We start from the raw sequence: 22,942 nt of genomic DNA, 5'->3' as shown, positions 1-22,942 counted from the left end.
ATACATGATGCGCCTAACCCTCAAACAGCAGATGTTTCTGGCCCCCGCCACGGTCTTGACCCTCACCACGGTGCTGGTGATATTTCTCCAGTACACTTACTGGGATCTTTCGGTCAAGCGGCAGGAAGCCGCCAAAGTCAGCCAGACCTTCGTCGCTCTTGCCGAAGCGGACCTGGCCGCGCAGCGCATGCAGGGGCTGGTTTCCCATGTCACCCGTCGGGCGCAACTCGACATCACCGCCCTGGAGACCTTGACGGAATTGCACGACCATCTGGCTGGGGCCGTTAAGCGCATCCTCACCCTTATGCCCCTGCCCGACAGCACCCGCGCGCTGCTCAACCAGGCTGTCAACGACCTCGATCCGCGTCACGGTTACGATGGCAGCCGTTTTCTCTCGGCCCTGGGCTTGTTGCGCCCGCAGCTGGTCGCCCTGGCCGAGCAGTCGCAACAACGCCGCGAACAATTGCGCGACGTCCATCTGCAGAACATCGATGAACTGGTGGCACGCACGGCGCTGATCACCATTATCGGCGTCGGTACCGCCATCCCTTTGGGCACTCTGCTCTCCCTGTTTTTCGCGCGACGTTTGCAGCGCCGCATCAAGACTTTGTCCGACAGCGCCGGACGCATCGTCCGCGGCGACCTGACCCCGCCGCCCGCACCGCAACGGGTCCAGGATGAACTCGACGATCTGGCGGTTTCCATCAATCAGATGACTGACCGTCTGATTCGGGTGGTAAGTACCGAGAAGCTGCTGGAGGGCGCCGAGGAAGAGCGCCGCCGCATCGCCATGGACCTTCACGACCAGTCTCTTTCCGATCTCTCCGATATCCTGCGCGCCCTGCAGAATCTACGCTCGGGAAATGGAAGCGGCGAGGAACTCGGCAAAATCGAAGAAGACCTGCAACGCGCCATCGCCAATCTGCGCGACGTCATGGACAACCTGCATCCCCAGACCCTGGAGATTCTCGGTCTCGGTGCCGCCCTGCAATCTCATTTCGAACGACATCTCGACAAAGCGCATCTTCCCGAGTACCATCTTTACATTTCCCCGCAGGTCGAAGGGCTGGGCCTAAGCCGTCTGTGTCAGCTCTCCCTCTACCGCATTGCGCTGGAAGCCGTGCATAACGTCATCAAGCATGCCAAGGCCAGCCGCTACGAAATCACCCTCGATCGGCGCGATGACGAGGTGGTGCTGGTGGTCGAAGACAACGGTTGCGGCTTTCGTTTCCAGGGTCAGGAGCCGATCACCGGCCGCGGCCTCAACAACATCCGCGAACGGGCCCGGGCCATGGGTGCCCGCGTGCAATGGGGTCCATCGCGCTTCACCAGCGGGACGCGCTTTGAACTCAACCTGCCCCTCAACGGCTCTTCGCGCCACGAGCGCGACAAAGGCAAGACCGACCATGGAACCAGTTAAATTTATTATTGCGGAAGATAACCCCAAGGATTTTGAATTTCTCGAGCGCCTGTTGCGCGAGGAAGACTATGTCGGCGAGATTGAACGTGCCGACAACGGCCTTGCAGCCCTTAAAATGGCGACGCAGATCGAGCGGCCCCTGGTCATCAGCGATATTCAGATGCCTGAAATGAACGGCGTCGACTTCGCCCGTGCCCTGTGGGACAAACGGCCCCTGGCACGCATCGTCTTTTGGAGCCAGTACAAGGACGAGATGTATGTGCGTGCCTTGCTGCGCATCGTGCCGCCGGAGACGGTTTACGGCTATGTCCTTAAATCCAACCCCCGAGACCGCATCGCCGCCGCCATCCGCACGGTACTCATCGATGAGCAGTGCTGGATCGATCCCGAGGTGCGCAAAGTCCAGGGCCGCACCGGCCACAGCCAGACGTCCCTGTCCGACATCGAATTTGAAGCCCTGCTCGATATCTCCCTGGGCCTCACCGACAATCTCATCGCGCAGCGCCGCTACCTGTCACGGCGCGGCGTGCAGAGCCGGCTGAACTCCCTCTATGCCAAGCTCGGCATTGACCAGGAACAATTTCACAGCGAGAAGTTCGGCGACGCCTTCAATCTGCGCAACCGTGCCGTGGCCAGCGCCTTGCGGCGCGGCCTGATCAACGCCTTTGAGCTGGAAAACGAGGAGCAGGACTTCCAGGCCTGGCTCAAACGCTTCAAATCCAGCCACCGCTAAGAAAGAAAATCCCGTCTTTGCAGCGCAACGACGGGATTTTTTTTAACTGTTCAGCATGCACCGCAGGGTACGGCGGCATCGCGTGCGGCAAAAACTCACCTGCGGCTCAAACATTTGCCGCAGCACTCAACCGCCNCGGCGGCATCGCGTGCGGCAAAAACTCACCTGCGGCTCAAACATTTGCCGCAGCACTCAACCGCCGCACCCTGCGGTCCTGTCGGACGTTGCCACTGAATAGTTACGGATTTTTTTCTTTCAGCCTGGCCTGTAGGCTCAATAACGCACCAGCGCCCGGTATTCGAGCAGCGCTTCGCCTCCTGCAGGCACCTCCACCTCCCAGACCGCGAGGTGGGCAGCCTCCTTGCGATGGGGCAGATTCTCGCGCAAAATTTCCCAATCCCCCGGCAGAGGCTCTTCCACGCGCACCCTGACCACCTGATCACTCCCATTTCTCAGGGTCAGGGCAAAGGCGGTTTCCACCACCGGAGTCTGCCGCTCGCCGCCGGAAATGCGGCGAAAGTCCGTCTGCTTACGTGCCGCGGTCACATCAAAAGCATGCCCAAGGCTCAGGCGCACCTTTTCGTTGCGGGGGGTGTGCGCAATGCGATTCTCGCCGATGAACTGGGTGTTGCCGCTGCCATCGCGCTGATATGCACGTAAAATACCCTGGGGCAAGGGCAGCCCCAAACCGTCCTGGGCACGATTGATAAATTCGATAAAGGCGCTCACCGCCAGCCGTTCACCGAGATCGGGGTAGCGGCCAGAGTAATAATAGTCCGCGCCGCGCAGCAGGTATTCCTTGCGCACGGGCACCGCGGCGGCGCTGAACAATGCAACCTGTTTGCTCTGACGCTCGGCGATACTGGTGGAGCGCGGCAGACTGTAGAGATAGTAATCGAAGAGACCCTGCGCCTCCATTTTTTCCATGGGGGCGGCCAGCGCCGCGCGCACCATCAGGTCTCGCTGCGGGCGCGGGGCATCAGTGACGCGTTGCACCGCGCCGGCCACCAGCTGCACTTGAGCGTCGCGGTAGGCGGTGCCGCTCTCATTGGTCAGGTTCACCCAGGCAGAAAGATCGAGGCGATCGCCCGCGGCATTGAGTTCGGCCGCGTAATCAGCGTGCCAGGACAAGCCCCCGGTGAGATAACTTAATTCGAGTTGACGCGTCCCAGCGCGGGGGTTGTCCACCTCGACCACCAGGGTCGGACGCTCGCGCAGGTTGGCGGGAACCTCGGAGAAAACCAGGCGCCCGGGAATTTCGGTTTCAATGCGCTCGCCCAGACGCAACACCACACCCTGGTCGCCGTAGGCCAGCAAAGTCGCCGTCTCGGTGGTTTCGGCGCCGCTCTGGGGATGAGTGCGCACCACCTGCACCTGGCGACCTATATGGTTTTTCAGAAGGTTGTGCGGGGTCAGCAGATCAAAATCAAACGACTGCGAGAGGATTTGCACATCGGCTTCGCCGTCGAGAGTTCGCAGCAAGGCAGTTTGCGGTTGCATGCGGGCGCTGACGCCATCCAGCGCCAGACGGTTTGTCCCGGCGGGCAGGCGCACCTGGCGGCGGTCCTTGACCAGAGCCAGATCCTCGTTGTAGATGGTCAGAGCGATGTCCTGCTGGTCATCGAGGGTCGAGATAATTTCATCCGCGCCAAACACCAGGGGCGCGCCAAGGAACAGCAGCGCGGCAACGAGCGCCGCGGGAACGAACCTTTTCATAATAAACCTCCTAAAAAAAATGGGCGACCGCGCAAGGTTATCAGGCCGGCCCTTGTTTGTCTTCCCGCAACTCCTCACGATCTGTCGAAGCATCCCAGGGCGGTGGAGAGCCGCGATGGTGCCACCACCACAGCAATTGTGCCACTCCGAGCCGCCTCAGCAGCCGCTGGCCTCTGCAGACTGGCGGCGCCTGCTGAGGCGCATCAAGCAGAAACAACCCGCGCACCGGCGTGCCGAGCAGTTCCGTGCTTTCCCGCACCACCAACTCCTGTGCGGAAAAATCCAGTTGCAGGGTTGCATGTCGCGCACCTTGCTCGGGTGCGTAGACGTGCAGGACAACCAAATTCGCGGCGGGTTCCTGCGCTGCAAAAACCACCAGGGTTTCGCGGCCGAGGAAATTCGGCATCGCCTGCTCACGGATCAATTCTACGACACAAGGCCGGCCGGCAACCAACTGCCCGCGAATCGCCTGCCATTCTTTGGTGCTTTGCGCCTTTAGCCAGGCCCTGCCGCCGGAATTGGCCAGACGCAGCTCCAGTTGCAGATCAAGAGAGCTGAAACGCTCATCGGCGGCCAGCTGTCTGCGCAAACTGCGCAGCAGCCACTCCTCGGGCAGCCAGCAATCAGGGATGCCGGAAAGGATGCTGCGCCATTGAACAAGACGCGGGCTGCTGGCAATCATCGCCGCCATACAGCGCCGCCGCAGATAATCCCTCACGGCTGGAGTCGCCAGTCCGCGTTGCGGCGAACAGCGGCCCAGAAAATAACCGACTGACCCCAGGGCGGCCGCGGTACCCCGCCAACCGTCCGGACGCGAATCGCGCAGCCAGCCGTGCATCCGCGCCGGCAGATCATACGCATCGACCATGCCGCTGAAATCGGCCCGCAGCGCTTGGAGAGCAGTCCTCAGGGCTGCATCCAAGGCTGTCCTCATCTGTTGCGTTTCAGAATCACCAAGTAAACTCTCGGGGCAGGACAATGCATCGCGGCTTGGATGAAAACGGCTGGCTAGCATGGAGAAATTCGCGGGACGGACATAATCAGCCCGGGCCTGAGCGCCGCAAATTTTCGGCCGCGTCAAGTCCGTCCTTGAGTTCGCGCAACCGCTCAAGGGCGCCCTGGGATTGATCCACATTGAGGGTCAGCTTGAGTCCGCAGGCCGCACAGAAAAACGGCCGCTGCGCGAGGAGCAGCTCAAGCGACGTGGCGATATGGAAGCCACAGCGGGGACAGGGCAGACCCGGCGGGGAGGGAACCATAGGCTAATCTCCGGAGTTGACTTCACGGGCTGAAATGCCCTGCTCCATCAGATGAAACAGGCGCGCCATGCCGGCCGGCACATCGGCCTGCTGAATGTTGATTTTTACCTTCATCTGCATTTCCGTTGCGCGCCCACCGCTGCTCGCCGGATCCCGGGCCAGCGCCGCTTTGAAATCGATGGGCTGCAGATCGGGCAATTCCTCGTTGCGATTTGCCGTCACCCCATGGCGCGTCGCCCGCTGGACATCAACGATTTTGACAAAAAACTCCACCTGGGCATCCTTGATCTGCAACGCCGGAATGGGCAGCAGGGACAGCAAAGGCACATCGATCTGCACGCGGCGCGGTTTGCCGTCGCCACCGACACTCTCCTGACGGAAGGAGGCCATGCGCAGCTTGCCGAAATCATCGTCATGCCCTTCGCCATGGTCGGCGTCCGCCTCGAAGCCGAACTCCCGAATGAATGCCGCCGTTGCCTGGGCCGCCTGACTTTCCGCCTCGATCATGGCGTGCAGGGGCGCACCGATCAACTGGTTAAGGGACAGCGCCGTGGTGTTATAGGAACCCTCTCTGTTTCCCGCTTTTTTCTCCGGCATGGCGTATCTCCAAATGAGGCATTATTCCGGGCTCAGCGACCGCCAGGTGCGCCCCTCTTCCTGACTTTCGATCTGCGTCCAGTTATAGTTGCGCAAACCCGCCTTGATCTTGATGGATGAAATGACCTCCGGCGGCAATTCCGCCAGGGCCGCGCCGCCGATTTCAGCCAGCACCCGGCAATCTCCGCCGCGTCCCCAGAATTCGCGGATTTCTTTCTGCATGAGAGCAAGTACGCTTTTGATTTCGGTTTTTCCCAGAATGCCGCGCGCCAGATCAGGATCCACACTCTCAACGCGCTCCATGCGGTAGGCCAGGGCACGGGCAACGACCGGCTTGAGACCTTCCTGAGCGGCATCCGCATCAAATCGCCCGCCAGCGTCGATAAGATGCGGATAATTGTTCATCAGATAACGCAGCATATCCTGGCGCAGATCAATGCGAAAGGCCTCACGACCCAGTTCCGAGGCCAAATCGTCCTTGCCCAGGGAGCGGGCCGCCGCGGCGGCGGTTTCCACGAAGCGACTGGCCAGCGCGTTACTCTGGCGTTCGAAGAATGACGCCAGCTGAACCTCGCGTCCTTCGCCGCTGCCGCCGGAAAAATCGACACCACTGAGCGAAAATTTCAACTCGATTTCCACCTCCTCGATCTCCGCCCGCGGCACCGGGAAACGGCGCAGCAAGGAATTCTGCTCGTAATAACGGCTGATATTGCGGGAATATATATCGGAGGAAAACCGCGCCTGGGCAATATCGCGCAGCAACGCTCCCAGAATTTGATGCAGCTCTGCCATAGACTTGCTTTCCGATGCTTAAGGCGAGCCCTGCTGCCCGGCCTTGATATTGTCGGTTAAGATATTGAGCACCTTGGCCATACCTGCGGGAACGTCGTCCTGCACCGCATGGACATTGATGTCCATGGTATATTCCACCGAATATTTTGAATTCTTGGTGGCCGATGAATCCTTTTTACTGGAATAAGACGCATCGAGCTTGGCACTGAAAAACAGGTATTTGGCACTTCCCGCCAGCGCCACCTTGCCCTCTTTGGAGGTCGAAGTGGTGGTGGAGGTTTCCGTCGAAGCGTTGATGCTGGCCTTAAAATTGATGGTCATGTCATCAATGCGGATGAAAGGAATGGGCACGATGGTCAGAATCGGTACGGTGAGCGTTTGCGGACCACCCGGTCCTTCATAGTCAAAGGTGACGTCACGTACCTTGCCCTGATCGTCGAAGGCCACACCCTCGATGAAACCCAAGGACGATTGCGCTGCCTTAGCCTGCGCTTCCACCGCAGCCGTCATGGGGCCACCGATCAACGCCCCAAAAGGGATATTCCCCAATTGCCTGGTTGCCGTGTCCTGACTGCCGTTTGCCATGACCGCCTCCTCATTGGTGTCGCAGCCCGATGCCTCCGCACCGATTTGCGCCCGAGTGAAAAACCCCTGCCTTTTTTGTGTTTCAAAAAGGCTTCTTTGTATGTTTTCAGTTTAACTGAGGCGCCAGGGGAGTCAATGCGAACGGGGAGAGATTTTAATGATAAAAAAGGCAGGAGCCCCGGTGGGGCTCGGACCAGCCTAGCCTGGGGCGGGGTAAGGACGGAACCTCATTTCGATTTCAGCCAATGTTCGAGTTTTTGGGTCAGATCCCCGGCACGAACGGGCTTGGCCAGATAGTCGCTCATACCCGCGTCCAAACAACGCTGTTCGTCGCCTTTCATGGCATGGGCCGTCAGGGCGATGACGGGCGTATGGCGGTTCGGTGCGCCACGGCGACCGGAACGCAGTTCCTCGACCACCGCGAAACCATCGAGTTCTGGCATCTGAATGTCCATGAGTACCAGGTCGTAGGCTTGGGCGTCGAGAGCCTCCAGGGCCTGGCGACCGTCGTTGACGGACTCCGCGCGCAGGCCGAGCTTTTCCAGCATGCGCAGGGCCACCAGGCGATTGACGGGATTATCCTCGGCGAGCAGAATCCGTGCGGCAGACCAGGGTGCAGACAGGGTAGGCACCCTCACGGTGTCTTCTTGCCGCCATTGCTTTGCGACAGCAGCCGGGACAAAAGGCAGCTCAAACCAGAAGCATGAGCCTTGCCCGGCAACGCTTTTAACACCGATCTCACCGCCCATCACCTCCACCAGCCGTCGCGAAATGGCCAGTCCCAGGCCGGTGCCACCGAAATTTCGGGTATGAGAGGCATCCAACTGACCGAAAGGCTGAAAAAGAGCGTCCATCTTTTCGGCGGCAATTCCGATGCCGGTATCCCGAACCTCGAAGCGCAACCACATCCGACCGTCGTCGCGTACCGAGTGCTCAACGCGCAGGGCGACCTCGCCGGCAGCGGTAAACTTGACGGCATTGCCGCCGAGGTTGAGGAGAACCTGGCGCAAGCGACCGGGGTCGCCGCGCAGATCGGCGGGCACTTCCGGATCGATGAAGCAGGTAAAGGTCAAAGCCTTTTCCCGCGCGCCGTGGCTCAGCAGATCGGTCACGGCGACCAGAGTGTCGCGCAGATTGAAAGCGACACTTTGCACATCCATACGTCCCGCCTCGATTTTGGAGAAATCGAGGATGTCGTTGAGAATACCGAGCAGAGCTTCGCAACTGCCGCGCACTGTCGTGGCATACCGGCGCTGCTCCGATGTCAGAGAAGTATCCAAAAGCAAATCCGACATGCCGATGATGCCGTTCATGGGCGTGCGGATCTCATGGCTCATATTGGCCAGGAACTGACTCTTGGCCGCATTGGCCGCCTGTGCCTCGACCGCCATGCGGCGGCTTTCCTCCATAGCCAGGCGCAGTTTCTCCCGGCTGACCATGAGGCGGTATCCGACCAGCCCGAGCAGCGTCAGCAGGGCGCCGGCGGCAACCTGACCGGCCCAGTAATGAGCCGCCTGAGCCGTCAGTTGGGGAGCAGGCCCATAAGAAACCAAAAAGCCCGCCAGACGCGCCTGCATATCGTGGATCGGCGTGAATACAGCCGCATGGGCGTCCCTGCCGAGGTTTACCTTAAAGGCACCGCTGCGTCCTTGGCGCAAGGTGCTGCGCAGGGATTTGAGTTCAGCGAGCCGCTTCTCCAGGACTTGAGCCGTGGTGGAGAGAGGCGGCGGCGCATGGGGGAGTTCACGCCGGGGATCCTCGATCAACCACCCTTCTTCATCGCCGGCCCAGGGGGCAAGGATCAGGCGCTTGTCCGTGACGGAATCGAGCACCTCGGGATTCAACAAGAGTGCGTATTCGCGCCCGTCCTTGAGTTCCGCAACGGAACGACGCAGCACTTCAAAGGGCAGCCCCAATTCCACGCTGCCCAGATGGCGGCCTTCGGGGGAGATGACAGGCGATACCAGGCGAAAGGCCGACATGCTGCGCCCGACTTCAAAACCGCTGAGGGAGCGCCGCTCGAGATTAGCCATCCGCACGGAATAGCGAACATCGAACAGCGGGTCGCCATGGCGGTGTGGAGCATGAAAACGCAGCAAGCTGGTGCCGTCGGGAAGATGAAAATGAAACTGGCGCAGCCCCCTCTCACGCAGCAGCTCATCGACGGGGTAGAGAGTCCGGTAGAGCCGTGCGCGGGCCAGGTCGCGCTCCTCGGCATTCTGCGCAGACTCAAGGATGGCAAAAATCTCGGGCCGCAAGATGTACTCTTGGAGGTATATCTCTATGCCTTGCTCAAACTTCTGCACAGTGGCGCGCCAGGCCACGTCCTGGATGGCTGCCTGTTCCGCGAGATAGGCCTGAACCTGCTCCAAGGAGCGCGCCCGCAGGGAGAAAGCCACCAGCAGCCAGAGCAACAGCAGCAGCAAGGCATAGAACAGGTGGGGCGCATTTTTGTTCATGGCAACAGAAAATCTCCCGCGCGCCTACCCAATTTCCCCAGCATCTCCTCCAAAGGTCGATAAGCGTTTTCTTCCGCCTTTTCAAATCCGTGGCGGCCGATGGTCCAACCAGTGCGTTCGGCAGGGCCAGCCGCGCACAAGGCCCGCGCAATGTCGGCAATGGTCTCCTCGGACAGGGTGCGGGTATTGACCACCAGGGCGAACACCGGCAGCGGCGGCGTTTCGGCCAGAATGCGCAACCCCAGGGAAGCGTAGCGGCGGGCGATGAGGGTTTTCATGCTGCCTGCGGGAACCTCGGCGCGGATGACGCTCAAGGCTACGCTCTCATGGTTGCCCAGAGCTCTGAACGGCGGCGGCGCCATTTCCGGATCGCATTGGTGCAGCAGCCAGACGGCGGAAAGGGGCCCGCAGGTGCTCAGCATCTGGGGCACGACCAGCTCCTGGGGACGGTCGGCGAGAAGGGCGCGCGGGTCGGCGGCGCCGTCGAAAGGTGCTACCAGGGCGCAGGTATAGGTGCGCGTGGCACCCTCTTCGAGAAAGAAGAGCAGGGCTTGTGCATGGGGAACCGTCTCGCGTAACACCAGATAGGGCAGCGGCCCGATCTCGGCCAGATCAATTTTGTCCTCGCTAAAGGCACGCACCACTTCGGCATTGCTGGGGCGGTAATCAATGCGGATGTCACGCCCCAGAGCACGACTCAGGTAATCGAGAAAGGGACGGGATTCGGTGACCACCCGCGCCGGGTCGACCATGGGCAGAGGGCAGTAGGTGAGGCTCCAGGCGCAGGCCGGCGCCAGCAGCAAAGAAGGCACGATCAAAAGCCCGCAGAGGACGCCGACAAACCGGCGAGCGCTTTTGAACCGAGGGTCCATCCTGTTCGTTCTCCTGGGAAGGCTCCAATCAATGCAGTAGGTGGCCACAGATTATTAATGGAATCTTACCACAAAAATAACCCCTCAGGCAAAAACAATCCAACCTTAAATAAATATCAGGCCGGTTCCAGCCCTGCGAATTTGAGCAACAGTTTTTTGGGGCCGGCGGTGCTGAAGTAAACCGTCACCTTCTGATTGTCGCCGCTGCCTTCGAGGCGCCGCACGAGGCCGACGCCGAATTTAGGGTGGCGGACCCGGGTGCCGATGCGCAGACCTTCCTCGGCTTCGGGGACCACCTGCACCTCTTCCTCGAATTCGTCGCCGACGACCGGTGCGGCCGCGCCGGATGAGGAGGCCGCCGGTGCCCGCCCCATTTGCTCGAACACCGAAGCAAGGTTGTGTCCGGCGGTTTTCGCCAGGGCCGGGGCCGAAGCCGGCGATGTCTGAGCGAGCAGCTCAGTGGGAATTTCTGCAAGAAACGGGCTGGGCGGATTGAACTGGTAGTCGCCGTAGATCCGGCGGCGCCGGGCGTGGCTGAGGTAGAGTTTTTCCATGGCGCGGGTCATGCCGACATAGCACAGGCGCCGTTCTTCCTCAAGCTCCTCGCCGCCGCTGCCGGCGCGGCTGTGGGGAAACAGACCCTCTTCCATGCCGGTCATGAATACCACCGGATATTCCAGACCCTTGGCGGCATGCAGAGTCATGAGTGTGACCCGGTCGAGGCTGCCGTCATAGCTGTCGAGGTCGGTGACCAGCGCCACCTGCTCGAGAAAATCATGCAGACCGGTTTCACTGGAGCGATGCTCTTCCATGCCGGCAAGCAGCTGCTCAAGGTTGCGCAAGCGCTCACGCGCCTCCTCGGTGCCCTCCTCACGCAAGGCCGGTCCGTAGCCGCTCGCCTCGATGAGTTCGTTGGTCAATTCAGGATAAGGCAATTGCGCGAGCTTGGCCCGCAAGCCCTCCATCATCTCAACAAAATTCAACACCCGCCGGGTTGCGGCCGCACCCAGCACACCGCGCTCCAAGGCCATCCGGCAAGCGGGGAGAAAACCTCCGGCGTCTTCCTCGTATTGCGCGATGCGCGCCACACTCGCATTGCCGATACCGCGTGCCGGCACGTTGATGATGCGCCGCGCCGAGATGGAATCCGCAGGATTGACCAGCACCCGCAGATAAGCGAGCACATCCTTGATCTCCATCCGCGAGAAAAATTTGATGCCGCCGATCATTACATAGGGGATGCGCGCCTCGACCAGCGCCTCCTCCAGGGGCCGGGACTGGGCGTTGGTGCGGTAGAGCACCGCCAGATCCCGAAGATGGCGGCCGTTGCGGCGCAGACGGTCGATTTCGTCGACGATAAAGCGCGCCTCTTCGCGATCATCGGGCAGCGTCTCAAGGCTGATCGCATCACCCTGGGGATTCTCCGTCCACAGCGTCTTGCCTTTGCGCCCGCGATTTTGCGCCACCACCTCGCCCGCGGCGTCAAGGATGGTGCGCGTCGAGCGGTAATTCTGCTCCAGGCGGATCACCGCAGCTTCCGGATAGTCGCGCTCAAAACCGAGAATGTTGCCGACCTCGGCGCCGCGCCAGCGATAAATCGACTGATCATCATCGCCAACCACGCACAGATTGCGCGTACCGCCCGCGAGCAGCCGGGTAAGCTGATACTGCACGGCATTGGTGTCCTGAAACTCATCCACCAGCACATGGCGAAAACGCCCCTGCCAACGGCGCAGCACGGCGTCTTCCTGCTGCAGCAGATGAGCGCAGAGCATGATCAGGTCGCCGAAATCCAAGGCATTGGCCTGACGCAGGCGCTTCTGGTAGAGATCGTAGATGCGTGCCACTTGCTCGCCTCGGTGGTCGTCGCGCTCGATCTCCTCGGGCAGCAAGCCGCGGTTCTTGCAAGCGTCGATGGCGGAAGCGGCCGCGCGCGGTTTGAACAGCTTCTCGCTGACATTGAGTTCGCGCAGCACCTCGCGCAGCAGGCGCTCCTGGTCCTGATCGTCGTAGATGGTAAAATCCGAGGTATAGCCCAGAGCGCTGATCTCACGCCGCAGAATACGCACACACAGGGAATGAAAGGTCGATACCCAGGGCGACTCGCCGCCGCCGAGCAGCTTTTCGATGCGGCTGCGCATTTCACCGGCGGCCTTGTTGGTGAAGGTCACGGCGAGAATCTGCCAGGGCGCCACTCCCTGCTCACGAATCAACCAGGCGACACGCTGAGTCAGCGTACGCGTCTTGCCCGAGCCGGCACCGGCAAGGATCAGCAACGGGCCCTCGCCATGTTGAACCGCCTGGCGCTGCATGGGATTGAGTTCGGCCAGCAGATCATGCGCGACATCTTGCTTGTGCATCCGTTCTTTCATCAGACTTCGCTCTTTTCTTCAAGACTGCGGGTCATGAGGGCGCGGTTGTAGGCCGACACCATGTCGCGGCGCGAGATGATGCCCACCAGCCTGCGGCTGTCCGCGCCATCAACCACGGGCAACTGTTCAATGTTACGATGACCGATTCTGCGCATGGCCTCGTCGAGATTAGCGTCTGCGGTGACGGTGATGACATCAAGGGTCGCCAGCTCCTTGATCACCACCAGGTCCATGAGATCTTTTTCGAACACCACACCGAGAAAATCCTGAACCGAGATGATGCCGGTCAGCCGCCCGGCATCGTCGACCAGGGGGAAGTTGGTGTGGCGGGTGCCGGCGATAAACTCGGCGAACTGACCCAAGGTCATGTTTTCCGGCAAAACCTCAGGTTTGCGCACCATCACCTCGCCCACCTTGATGGATTTCATGATGTTGCGCTCTTTGCCCGCCTCCAGGTCGATGCCCGCACGGGAAAGTTCAAGGGTATCGAGGCTGTCTTTCTTCAAATGGCGGGCAATGCTGGTGCCGATGACGCAGGAGAGCATGATGGGGATGATGACCTCGTAAGAGGCGGTCATCTCGAACAGGAGAAAGATGGCGGTCATGGGCGCATGGGTCGCCGCCGAGAGAAAAGCCCCCATGCCCACCAGGGCAAAGGCGCCAGGCGAAATGTTCAACGCCGGAAACAGCATCTGTACCAGTTTGCCGAAAGCGCCGCCGGTCACCGCACCGATGTAGAGAGCCGGGGCAAAAAGGCCGCCGGGCAAACCCGAGCCCAGGGTGATGGAGGTCGCCAGGGCCTTCATCAGCACCAGCGCGGCGAGCAGATACCAGACACCGTCGCCGTGCAGCACCCGCTCCATGAAATGGTAGCCGTTGCCGAACACCTGGGGAAAACCGATGCCGAGCAGCCCCACCAGCAGCCCCCCGAAAACCGGTTTGGCCAGCCGGTGCATGCGCAGGCGATCGAAAGCATCCTTGATGCGACCGTGAATTTCAATGAAGCCGGCGGCCAACACACCGACGATCATGCCCAGGGCGACATAAAAAAGCAGTTCCCAGTGACTACCCAGGGAATAAAGGGGCACGGCGAAGGCCGGGATGTTGCCGAGCAGCGCCCGCGACACCACGGTACTCATGCCGCTGGCGACGACGATATAGGTGAAACTGGAGAGTTGAAAAGAGGACAGCAGCACGATTTCCGCGGCGAAAAAGACTCCGGCGATGGGTGCGTTGAAGGTCGCCGCCACCCCGCCCGAGACGCCGCAAGCCACCAGCACCTTGAGGTGATCGCCGCTGACGCGAAACGCCTGTCCGAATTGGCTGCCGACGGCGCCGCCGATCTGCGCGATGGGTCCTTCCTGTCCGGCCGAGCCGCCGGTGCCGATAGTGATGGCCGAAGCCGCGCCGCGGGTGAAGATTGTGCGCAGGGGGATTTTCGCGCCGCGCAAGTTGACGTGCTCGAGAAAACGCGCAAAGCCGTAACGCATATCCTTGGCGAAGAAGATACCGAAAGGAATCAATAAGATTCCGCCGATCACCGGAAAGACGAACACCAGCAGCCGCCCCCAGGTCCAATAATCAGGACTGGCGCCGAGCAGAACAAAGCCCCGCTCCAGGACCGCCCATTCGAAAAATTCGATGGTCATGCGAAAGGCGTAGTTGCACAGCCCCGAGAGCAGCCCGATAACGACCGCCATGACCAGCATGAAAGTATTTTCGCTGATGCGGAAGCGGCTCTGCCAGGCGTTGCTGGCACGACGCAGCCAGCTACCAAAAATTCGATGAGGGAAAGACAGAAAAAATTTCACGGGCTCGCGGGGGCCAGTTGCAAAAGGCCGAAGAAAGGATAAAAAAAACTGTCGTCTCAATTAAACAATTAAACCGGGCGACATAGGGAGAATGTTCATGCTATTTTTTTTATCGCACGAAATCAACCTGAAATTCCTGAAAAATCCGGAGGAAAGCATGCACCTGGGACGGATTCTGATTATTTCTGTGACCCTGTTCATTTTCTGGGGTTGTGGCGAGAGCGAGGATCCGAGCCGACCCAACACTTTCACGCCCCTCAGCTCTATAGAAATTACCGCGCCCCTGACCAGCCTCGCCCAAGGCACCTCTACGCCACTGACCGCTATCGGAAATTTTTCAGGCTTGTTTTCCCGCACCATTACAGAGGAGGTTCTCTGGTCATCGAGTGATCCCCAGGTTGCCGCCGTCAGCAATCAGGCGCCGACCCGCGGCAGGGTGAGTGGTCTTGCGCCTGGAACCACGCAGATCCACGCCGAGTTTGAGGGCATCAGGCAATCCCTGGACATCACAATAACCGACGACCTTATCCTCGCCTTGACAACTGCTCCGCCGCAAGCCGAACTGCCCCAGGGAATCAGCATGCAACTGGCGGCAACGGGCTCCTTTGCAGGCGGCGATCAGGATCTGACCTTCGACGCCGACTGGTCGTCCGTGCATCCGGACATCGCCAGGGTCGGCAACGAGCCTTCCAACAAAGGGCGCCTGACCGGCGTCGCGCCTGGAGAAACGCAGATCTTCGCCCGCTTCGGCGCCACCGAGACGGTGATTCCCGTAACTGTGGCCGAAGCTCAACTGGAAAGCCTCAGCCTCAGTCCGGGCAATCCGGCGCTGGCCAATCTGGTCGCCTTTGCTTTTCAGGCGAAGGGAACCTTCTCCTCCGGCGCAGAACGCAACCTGACCGCCGAGGTCGACTGGTCGTCGAGTAATTCGACTGTAGCCCGCGTCGGCAATTCAGCTGACGACAAGGGTCTGGTTACCACCCTCAACCCTGGAAACACCGCTATCAGGGGGACTTTCGGTGGGCACACCGCAACCAGCACCCTCAATGTGGTCGGCTCACCGGCATCCGGCCTCAGCCTCACTCCCGCCGCCCCCCGCATTGCCTTGAACACCAGCTTGCAGGTGGAAGCCCAGGCCTTTCTCAGTGCGGGCGGCAGCCAGGCGGTGACGGACCTGGTGACCTGGTCGTCCACCAACCCCAACGTCGCCACTATCAGCAACGCTTCCGGCCAGCGTGGCCGGGTCACGGCTCAGAATCCCGGCGAAACACGGATCAGAGCCGTCCTCGGCGACCTTGATCAGGTTGAAATCCTGCTCCAAGTCACCAGCGCTCCCTTCGTCGCCCTGGAGATCACCCCGGATGAGCCCTTCCCCCTGCCGCCGGACTCGTCGCGAATGCTTAGGGCCAGGGGGTTTTTTGCCGACTTAAGCGTTCAGGACATCAGCCGCGACGTCACCTGGAACAGCACCGCCCCAAGCATCGCTTCCGTCCAGAACACCGGACCAGAAAGAGGTCGTGTGCGCGGCCTTGCCCCAGGATCAACCCTGATCCAGATCACCTTCGCTAATTTGAGTTCCGAAATCGGCCTCAGCGTCGCCGATCTCGCCCTGGAGTCTTTAGCGCTCTCTCCGGTTGAGCGCCGTGTGACCGCAGGGCAATCTCTGGACTTCACCCTTACCGGCCGCTTCAACGACGGCCGCAATCGCGAGCTGACCCGCGACGCAAACTGGACAAGTAGCGAGAGCGAAACCGCAGTGATCAGCAACGAGCCTGGGCACCAGGGAACGGCGCGGGGCCTGAGTCCCGGCACAGCCATTATCAAAGCAGAATTCGACAACCTGGAAGTCGAAACCACTTTGACCGTGGACTGACAGCCGCATTTTTCCCGTACTGGAGCGACTGGGTTTAAAGATTTTTCGAATTGAAAGGACTGCGTCATGCAGACACGTACTTTTCTCCGCTATTTTCTCTTCCTGATTTTCGCCCTTTTCTTTGCACTGCCCCTGCACGCAGCCGATGGTTTTTATGTCGGCGCCTGGGGAGGCGGCACACTCCTCGACGAAGCCCGGGTGCGGGGCCATCAGGGCAGTTTCAACGCCGATTTTGACGGCGGCATGGCCTTCGGCGCGGCTCTCGGCTACGATTTCGCCGAGCGCTACCCACAGATCGGCAAGGGACGCATGGAATTGGAGTGGAGTTACCGCGCCAACGACCTTAAGGACGCGCGCTTCACCGACGGCCGTTTCGCCGCCGAGGGCGATGTGAGCGTATGGAGCCTCATGGTCAACAGCTTCGCTGAATATCATGTCACCCGCCCCTGGCTGCCTTATGTCGGACTAGGCGCCGGCTACGCCCGACTCTCCCTCAACAACGCCCGCCTGGCCGGCACCCCCCTGGGCGACGACAGCGACGACGTGTTTGCCTATCAATTCGGCGGCGGTCTCGGCTATCAGGTCAACAACCATCTCACAGTCGATCTCGGGTACCGCTACTTCGCCACCCTTGACGCCACCCTGCGCCTCGCCGACCAGACCAGTGTCGACTGGGAATACGACAGCCATACCCTCCTGCTTGGCCTGCGCCTGACTTTCCGCTAACAGAATCCAAAGGCAAAGGGACACAGATTTCCAGGAGCCCCCCCGGGGACGTTGTTTCCTCGTCAACGATCGCGAGACCTTTAAATTCCCCCGCAAGAGAGTTTAACTTGAAGCAGGCTCCCAGGCATTTTTGCAACAATTAAACAACGTCCCCTAGAAGATTCGGCCTTTTCAGATTTGATCCGCGTGATATGGTTTTAGAACATTATCCGCGGGAGGTTTGCCATGTTTGCATCTGCTGAACTGGGCCATCGAATCAACAAGGAAGAATACGACGCGCAAGTGCCGGCGTTGCGTGAGGCGTTGCTTGAGGCGCAGATGGAGTTGGGGGAAAAACGCGGTTTTCCACTGATCCTGGTGCTGGCAGGACTGGAAGGCGCGGGCAAGGGCGAAACCCTTAAGATTCTAAACGAATGGATGGATCCGCGCTTTATTGAAACCCACGCCCTGGGCCCGCCTAGCGACGAGGAGCGAGAACGGCCGCCCATGTGGCGTTACTGGCGGCGGCTGCCGCCCAAGGGCAAAATCGGCATTTTCCTCGGCAGTTGGTACACCCAGCCGATTCTGGCACGTACTTATGAGCGTTGCGGCCATGCCGATCTGGATCAGGCCATGGACCGTGTCCTGCGCTTTGAACGCATGCTCGCTGACGAGGGGGCACTGGTTCTCAAGGTCTGGCTGCACCTCTCCAAGGATTCCCAGCGCGAGCGTTTTAAATCCCTGGAGAGCAAAAAAGCTACGCGCTGGCGCGTGAAACCCGAGGACTGGCGGCAGCATGAGCATTATGACACCCTGCGTCGCGCCGCCGAACATGCCCTGCGCCAGACCAGCACCGCCGACGCTCCCTGGCTGGTGGTCGAGGGCAGCGACTCCCGCTATCGCGATCTCAGTGTCGGCAAGGCCCTGCTTGCCGCCCTCCGGCAGCGTCTCAGCGCCGAACCGCCGGCCCATTCACGTCGGCCCGCCCCGCCGGCTCTGCCCGCCACCAACGGCCTGAACCTGCTGCGCAGCCTCGATCTTTCCAAAAAAAAAGATAAAAAAGAATATGAAAAAGACCTGGAAAATTACCAGGGGCAGCTCAACCTGCTGCTGCGTAAAAAAACGTTTGCCCAACGCTCCCTGATTCTGGTTTTCGAAGGCATTGACGCCGCCGGCAAAGGCGGCTCAATCCGCCGCGTCACCGCTGCCCTCGACCCACGCTGGTATCACATCATTCCCATTGCCGCTCCCAGCGACGAGGAACGCGCCCAACCCTATCTGTGGCGCTTCTGGCGACATCTGCCACGCCACGGCCGCGTGATGATTTTCGACCGCTCCTGGTACGGACGAGTGCTGGTTGAGCGGGTGGAGAAATTATGCACGGTCACCGATTGGATGCGCGCTTATGGCGAGATCAACGACTTCGAGGAGCAACTTGTGCGTAACGGCGCCTTGGTCGCCAAATTTTTCCTCACAATCGACAAGGACGAGCAGTTGCGCCGTTTCGAGTCCCGCCAAAAAACCGGGTTCAAGCGTTTCAAAATTACCGACGAGGATTGGCGTAACCGAGAAAAGTGGGATGACTACGAACAGGCCGTGTGCGACATGGTGGAGCGCACCTCCAGCGAGATCACACCCTGGACGCTGGTCGAAGCCAACGACAAGCGCTATGCGCGCATCAAGGTTCTCAAGACGTTGTGCAAGCGGCTGAAAGAGGATTTGTAGAAAAAAAAGCCTCGCACCGTTTCAGCGTCTGAAACGATGCGAGGCAGTGCTGGGCTTGCGGTTAGAGATTCAGATTAGTTGTTCCAGGGTTCCTCGCCGATGACGACATCGAATGCCGGGTCGTCTTCATAAAGCGCGATCTCCCAGGGCCAAATGGCTTTGTAGCTTGCCGCATCAGCCTGGGGCTCTCCGATCGTATAAGCCCAGACATATTCATCGGGATACAAGCCGAAGCTTCTGCCGTCGCGATCCGTGGCAAAAATATGCTGTTTGCGATCGGCACGCCCTCTGAAGGCAGGTTCATCATCCCAGCCAGTCTGGCCATTGAGAACCTCGAGCACCCTGTCCACATTGACGTGGCAGCTGCCGCACATCTGCTGTCGTGGGGCGCTCAGGCGGATGAGACCGTCAGGATCGTTGGCGGTTTTCAGATGCTCTTGGCCGGCATCGCTCAGCGCGACGTTACTTCCCACCCCATGTGCGTTGTGGCAGTCAAAGCAGGCCAGGGAACCGTGGAAGGAATCGCCGCCACGGATGTAGTCGGTCAGCATGATGTCCATATCCTGCTGATGATCGCGCCGCCCTTTACCGTCGGCGGAGACCGCACGGACGCCTTCACCCCAGGCGGGACGGGTGTACTCAAAGACATCCATAAGAGCCTGACCGTCACCCAGGACGAATCCGCGCTGGTCATTGGCCAGAGAGGAGTGGAAATTGCGCTGGGTTCGGGTATGGCATTGTCCGCAAACAGCTTGGCGCTCGGTACCGGCCAAATCAACCGGGTTGATGATGTGCGCCGGATCGCTGCTGGCGGCGTGCTGGGCGCCTGGCCCGTGGCAGGCTTCGCAGGAAACGCGAATATCCGCGATGAAGAGGTCTTTGAGATCGGACTGAGTCGGATCTTCGGCGACGTACTTGGTCTTGGCTTCATCCCAGGCCGCGACGTCAAATCCGGTCGTATGACAATTGATGCAGCGCTCCTGCCAGGATCGCCATTCCACATAGTTGTTGGAACTTGGTTCGGGAATCTCCCCGGTCAGGCCGATTTCAATGAACAGGAAGTTGTATCCGGCCCGCGCCCGGTTACCCGCATAGTCGTGAGTCACCCCGTCGACAATCTGGTAGCCGGTACCGACCGGTTGGGCGATCAGGGCGCCGGGTACCGGGCTTCCGTCATAGTACACGGCATAGCGCTGCTTACGGGTGGCGCCGACGATGATGGCGACATCCTGAGGCGTATGCAGATACGGCGTCAAATACAGAGAACCGCTCGGAATGGCCGGATCGGCATCTGCAACAGAGGGAGGGACCTGATCCAGAATCATATAGGATTTAAGCGTGTCCCAATTATCCAGAACCCAGGGGTTGAAGTTGCTCAAACCCGCTTGGGCGCCTTTGCCGCCGGGCTCAAAGGCTGGCCCATAAGTGGCTTTCAGGGTGTGCCAGCTGTCCTTCCACTCACCGTGTGCCGACTTGTGGCAGGCCACACAGCCGCCTGGGCCGGTAAAGCCAGTCGGCATGAAGGACGGGATCACTTGGCCGTCTGTAGTTTCACCGTCCCAAGGCGCGGGACCATAGACGATGACATGGCCGTCTTGCTCAAAGCGGCTCTTCTCCCAAGGCCAGATGGCGCTGTAATTGGCTTTGACGGCAGTGTCGGTCCCCTTGTAGGCCCAGATGTACTCGTCGGGAAAGAGGCCGAAACTGCGGCCTTCGCCGTCGGTTGAAAATATATGCTGTTTGCGGTCGGCGCGGCCACGGAAGGGATCATTTTCCTCACCATCCCAGCCAAGTCGGCCGTTGAGAACGTCAAGATATTCATCGACCTGGCCGGCATGGCACTGGCCGCACATCTGCTCACGCGGTTCTTTCAGGCGAATCAGGCCGTCCGGATCGTTTTCGGTTTTCAAGTGCGGTTGCCCGGAGGCGCGCAGGGCGACGTTGCTGCCGACGGCGTGGGCATTGTGGCAATCAAAGCAAGCTTCGCCACCGTGCGGATTCGAGGGCATGCCGCGATTCAACTGGGTGTTGATGTAATCGGTCAGCATGATGTCCATATCCTGCTGATGGTCACGACGACCCTTGCCGTCGGCGGAGACCTGCCGGTTGCCTTCGCCCCATGCGGGACGGGTGTAGTTGAAGACGTCCATGAGCTCGAGTTCCCCGCCGACAACATAGCCGCGCTGGTCGTTTGAGCCCTGCCCATGCAGGGTATTACCCTGTGTCCGCGTGTGGCACTGGCCGCAAACCTCGGCGCGCGCGGCGCCTTGCAGGTCGGCGGGATTGATGATGTCGATCTTGCTCCGAGACTCGGCGTGTGCGGCGCCCGGTCCGTGGCAAGACTCGCAAGAAACACGGATGTCGGTGACAAACAAATCCTTGAGGTCCGGTTGCGACGGGTCGCCGGCAACAAAATTGGCTTTGGCGGAATCCCACGCGACGGGATCGAAACCGGTGGTGTGGCAGGCGATGCAGCGCTCCTGCCAGGAGCGGAATTCGCCGTAGTTGTTGCCGCTGGGCGACGCCGTTTCGCCGGTCAAGCCGATCTCGATGAACAGAAAGTTATAGCCGGCGCGTGCACGATTGCCCGCATAGTCGCGAGTTACACCATCCAGAATCTGATAGCCGGTGCCTACCGGGTAGGCGATCAGGGCGCCATCCACCGGGCTGCCGTCATAGTACACGGCATAGCGCTGTTTACGGGTGGCGCCGACAATGATGGCGACATCCTGAGGCGTATGCAGATACGGCGTCAGATACAGAGAACCGCTCGGAATGGCCGGATCGGCATCTGCAACAGCGGCAGGGACCTGATCCAGAATCATATAGGATTTGAGCGTGCCCCAATTATCCAGTACCCAGGGATTGAAGTTACTCAAACCTGCTTGGGCGCCCTGGCCGCCCGGCTCAAAGGCCGGCCCGTAGGTAGCTTTCAGGGTGTGCCAGCTGTCTTTCCATGCATCATATGCGTCGACGTGGCAGGCGCCGCAGCGGTCGGGTCCGACGAAACTCACCTGGGCGCGGGGAGTGATGTCCTCCGTCGATGAGTTTGATCCGCATCCTGCAAAGACCAGCGGGGTCGCCAGCAGCAGGAGCGAAAACAATGCGATTTTACCTCTCTTCATAGCTCTCGCCTCTCTTTTGATGTTAACTATTTCGGCCTCGGCTCAAAGGGCAACTCTCACCTCCTTCGAATCCTTGAGCCAGATGACAATAATGGGTTTTCAAAGGGTTGCGCGCCTGGTGCGCGACAGTACCGGGCTGAAAGTTTCGACCCCGGAAATCCATGAATTAATGGCAAATCCGGCAGGTTTTGCTGTTGCTAGCATCCTTGAGACGCCCGGCGCGGTCGCCCCATTTATCTCCGTGAGGATTGAACCCCCCGGCGCCGCCCCTGGCACTGTGGCAGCTGATGCACACATCGCCCTGGGGATGACAGGCCTGGCAGGTGGCGAGATTTCTACGCGCTTCGCGCGCGTGGTCCATCGACCAGTCATGAAAGTTCGCCGCCACCGATCCTTCAAAATGGCACACATCACAATTGGTCCCCGCAGTGGTGCCGGCATGGATGGCGTCGACGTTGTCACTCAGGCCGAAACCGAAAGTACGCGCGTGCGAAGCTCCGCCGCCGCGCAGGGCGCGTCCCGAACGGCCGCGGAAATCCCCATGGCAGTCGCTGCAGAAGCTCGGCTCATGGCAGCTGGCGCACAACTGCTGGTTGGTGCGCGCGGCGATGGGATGGGTGATGTGGAAATCGCTGCTGTGCACGTTGATCAGGTNCTCATGGCAGCTGGCGCACAACTGCTGGTTGGTGCGCGCGGCGATGGGATGGGTGATGTGGAAATCGCTGCTGTGCACGTTGATCAGGTTGTTGCCGAAGTCGCCCTGCTCGTCGGCAAAGCCCGAGACGTGACACTCCAGACAATAGTCCTGAGCGTGACAGGCGGCGCAGTCCATGGCGCCGCTCTTGGCCTCGGAGCGGTGGTTGAGGGCCCACACCGGGCCGTGGGTCTTGATACGCCC

Annotated in this window: 16 protein-coding genes; 5 read left to right on the top strand and 11 right to left on the bottom strand. The window is 60.3% G+C overall.

Translation table 11 applies throughout. The annotated features are described in order from the left end of the window. Positions 1 to 4: 4 nt before the first annotated feature. Both GFER_RS12280 and GFER_RS12275 read left to right on the top strand, forming a co-directional pair. Entirely contained in the window at positions 5 to 1,420 is a 1,416-nt protein-coding gene (locus GFER_RS12280; RefSeq protein ID WP_040099994.1) for a sensor histidine kinase, read from the top strand. Then, positions 1,407 to 2,153 (top strand): response regulator transcription factor, encoded by a 747-nt coding sequence (locus GFER_RS12275; RefSeq protein ID WP_040099993.1) that lies wholly within the window; start codon positions 1,407 to 1,409, stop codon positions 2,151 to 2,153. Before GFER_RS12280 ends, GFER_RS12275 begins: the two co-directional genes overlap by 14 nt. Positions 2,154 to 2,426: 273 nt before the next feature. Here GFER_RS12275 and GFER_RS12270 read toward each other — a convergent pair whose 3' ends face one another. The 10 genes from GFER_RS12270 to GFER_RS12225 form a co-directional block, all read right to left on the bottom strand. Further along, the gene (locus GFER_RS12270; protein ID WP_040099992.1) at positions 2,427 to 3,869 is read right to left on the bottom strand and encodes a DUF4139 domain-containing protein; all 1,443 of its coding nucleotides are present in this window, start codon (positions 3,867 to 3,869) and stop codon (positions 2,427 to 2,429) included. A gap of 40 nt (positions 3,870 to 3,909) precedes the next feature. Beyond that, the gene (locus GFER_RS12265) at positions 3,910 to 4,791 is read right to left on the bottom strand and encodes a hypothetical protein (protein ID WP_040099991.1); all 882 of its coding nucleotides are present in this window, start codon (positions 4,789 to 4,791) and stop codon (positions 3,910 to 3,912) included. Between the two features lie 118 nt (positions 4,792 to 4,909). Further along, positions 4,910 to 5,128 (bottom strand): hypothetical protein, encoded by a 219-nt coding sequence (locus tag GFER_RS12260; protein WP_040099990.1) that lies wholly within the window; start codon positions 5,126 to 5,128, stop codon positions 4,910 to 4,912. A 3-nt stretch (positions 5,129 to 5,131) separates the two neighbouring features. Beyond that, a complete protein-coding gene (locus GFER_RS12255; RefSeq protein ID WP_040099989.1) occupies positions 5,132 to 5,725 on the bottom strand; it encodes a DUF2589 domain-containing protein in 594 nt (197 codons plus the stop codon). Between the two features lie 21 nt (positions 5,726 to 5,746). After that, a complete protein-coding gene (locus GFER_RS12250; protein ID WP_040099988.1) occupies positions 5,747 to 6,517 on the bottom strand; it encodes a hypothetical protein in 771 nt (256 codons plus the stop codon). Between the two features lie 18 nt (positions 6,518 to 6,535). Next, positions 6,536 to 7,102, bottom strand: a complete 567-nt coding sequence (locus GFER_RS12245; RefSeq protein ID WP_040099987.1) for a DUF2589 domain-containing protein — start codon at positions 7,100 to 7,102, stop codon at positions 6,536 to 6,538. A 227-nt stretch (positions 7,103 to 7,329) separates the two neighbouring features. Further along, positions 7,330 to 9,561, bottom strand: coding sequence for a hybrid sensor histidine kinase/response regulator (locus tag GFER_RS17800; protein ID WP_052446361.1), 2,232 nt, complete (start codon positions 9,559 to 9,561; stop codon positions 7,330 to 7,332). After that, entirely contained in the window at positions 9,558 to 10,433 is an 876-nt protein-coding gene (locus tag GFER_RS12235; protein WP_052446360.1) for a PhnD/SsuA/transferrin family substrate-binding protein, read from the bottom strand. The genes GFER_RS17800 and GFER_RS12235 overlap by 4 nt, the downstream gene beginning before the upstream one ends. Positions 10,434 to 10,549: 116 nt before the next feature. Continuing rightward, on the bottom strand, positions 10,550 to 12,805 hold the full coding sequence (locus tag GFER_RS12230; protein WP_235264092.1) for an ATP-dependent helicase: 2,256 nt from the start codon (positions 12,803 to 12,805) through the stop codon (positions 10,550 to 10,552). Continuing rightward, on the bottom strand, positions 12,805 to 14,616 hold the full coding sequence (locus GFER_RS12225; protein WP_235264091.1) for a chloride channel protein: 1,812 nt from the start codon (positions 14,614 to 14,616) through the stop codon (positions 12,805 to 12,807). Before GFER_RS12225 ends, GFER_RS12230 begins: the two co-directional genes overlap by 1 nt. Before the next feature lie 97 nt (positions 14,617 to 14,713). Here GFER_RS12225 and GFER_RS12220 point away from each other — a divergent pair, with 97 nt between their 5' ends. The 3 genes from GFER_RS12220 to pap all read left to right on the top strand — a co-directional run bounded on the left by GFER_RS12220 (position 14,714) and on the right by pap (position 18,919). After that, positions 14,714 to 16,489 (top strand): Ig-like domain-containing protein, encoded by a 1,776-nt coding sequence (locus GFER_RS12220; RefSeq protein WP_040099986.1) that lies wholly within the window; start codon positions 14,714 to 14,716, stop codon positions 16,487 to 16,489. Between the two features lie 66 nt (positions 16,490 to 16,555). Further along, entirely contained in the window at positions 16,556 to 17,215 is a 660-nt protein-coding gene (locus GFER_RS17795) for an outer membrane protein (RefSeq protein ID WP_052446359.1), read from the top strand. A 225-nt stretch (positions 17,216 to 17,440) separates the two neighbouring features. Further along, the gene (gene pap / locus GFER_RS12210; protein ID WP_040099985.1) at positions 17,441 to 18,919 is read left to right on the top strand and encodes a polyphosphate:AMP phosphotransferase; all 1,479 of its coding nucleotides are present in this window, start codon (positions 17,441 to 17,443) and stop codon (positions 18,917 to 18,919) included. A 74-nt stretch (positions 18,920 to 18,993) separates the two neighbouring features. Here the strand turns inward: pap and GFER_RS12205 are convergent, their stop codons facing one another. Continuing rightward, on the bottom strand, positions 18,994 to 22,044 hold the full coding sequence (locus GFER_RS12205) for a multiheme c-type cytochrome (RefSeq protein ID WP_040099984.1): 3,051 nt from the start codon (positions 22,042 to 22,044) through the stop codon (positions 18,994 to 18,996). Positions 22,045 to 22,942: the final 898 nt, after the last annotated feature.

Origin of the sequence: Geoalkalibacter ferrihydriticus DSM 17813 (assembly GCF_000820505.1) — a bacterium.
Classification (GTDB): domain Bacteria; phylum Desulfobacterota; class Desulfuromonadia; order Desulfuromonadales; family Geoalkalibacteraceae; genus Geoalkalibacter; species Geoalkalibacter ferrihydriticus.
Note: the sequence above shows the minus strand (reverse complement) of the source record. Positions and strands in the feature narration are given on the sequence as shown.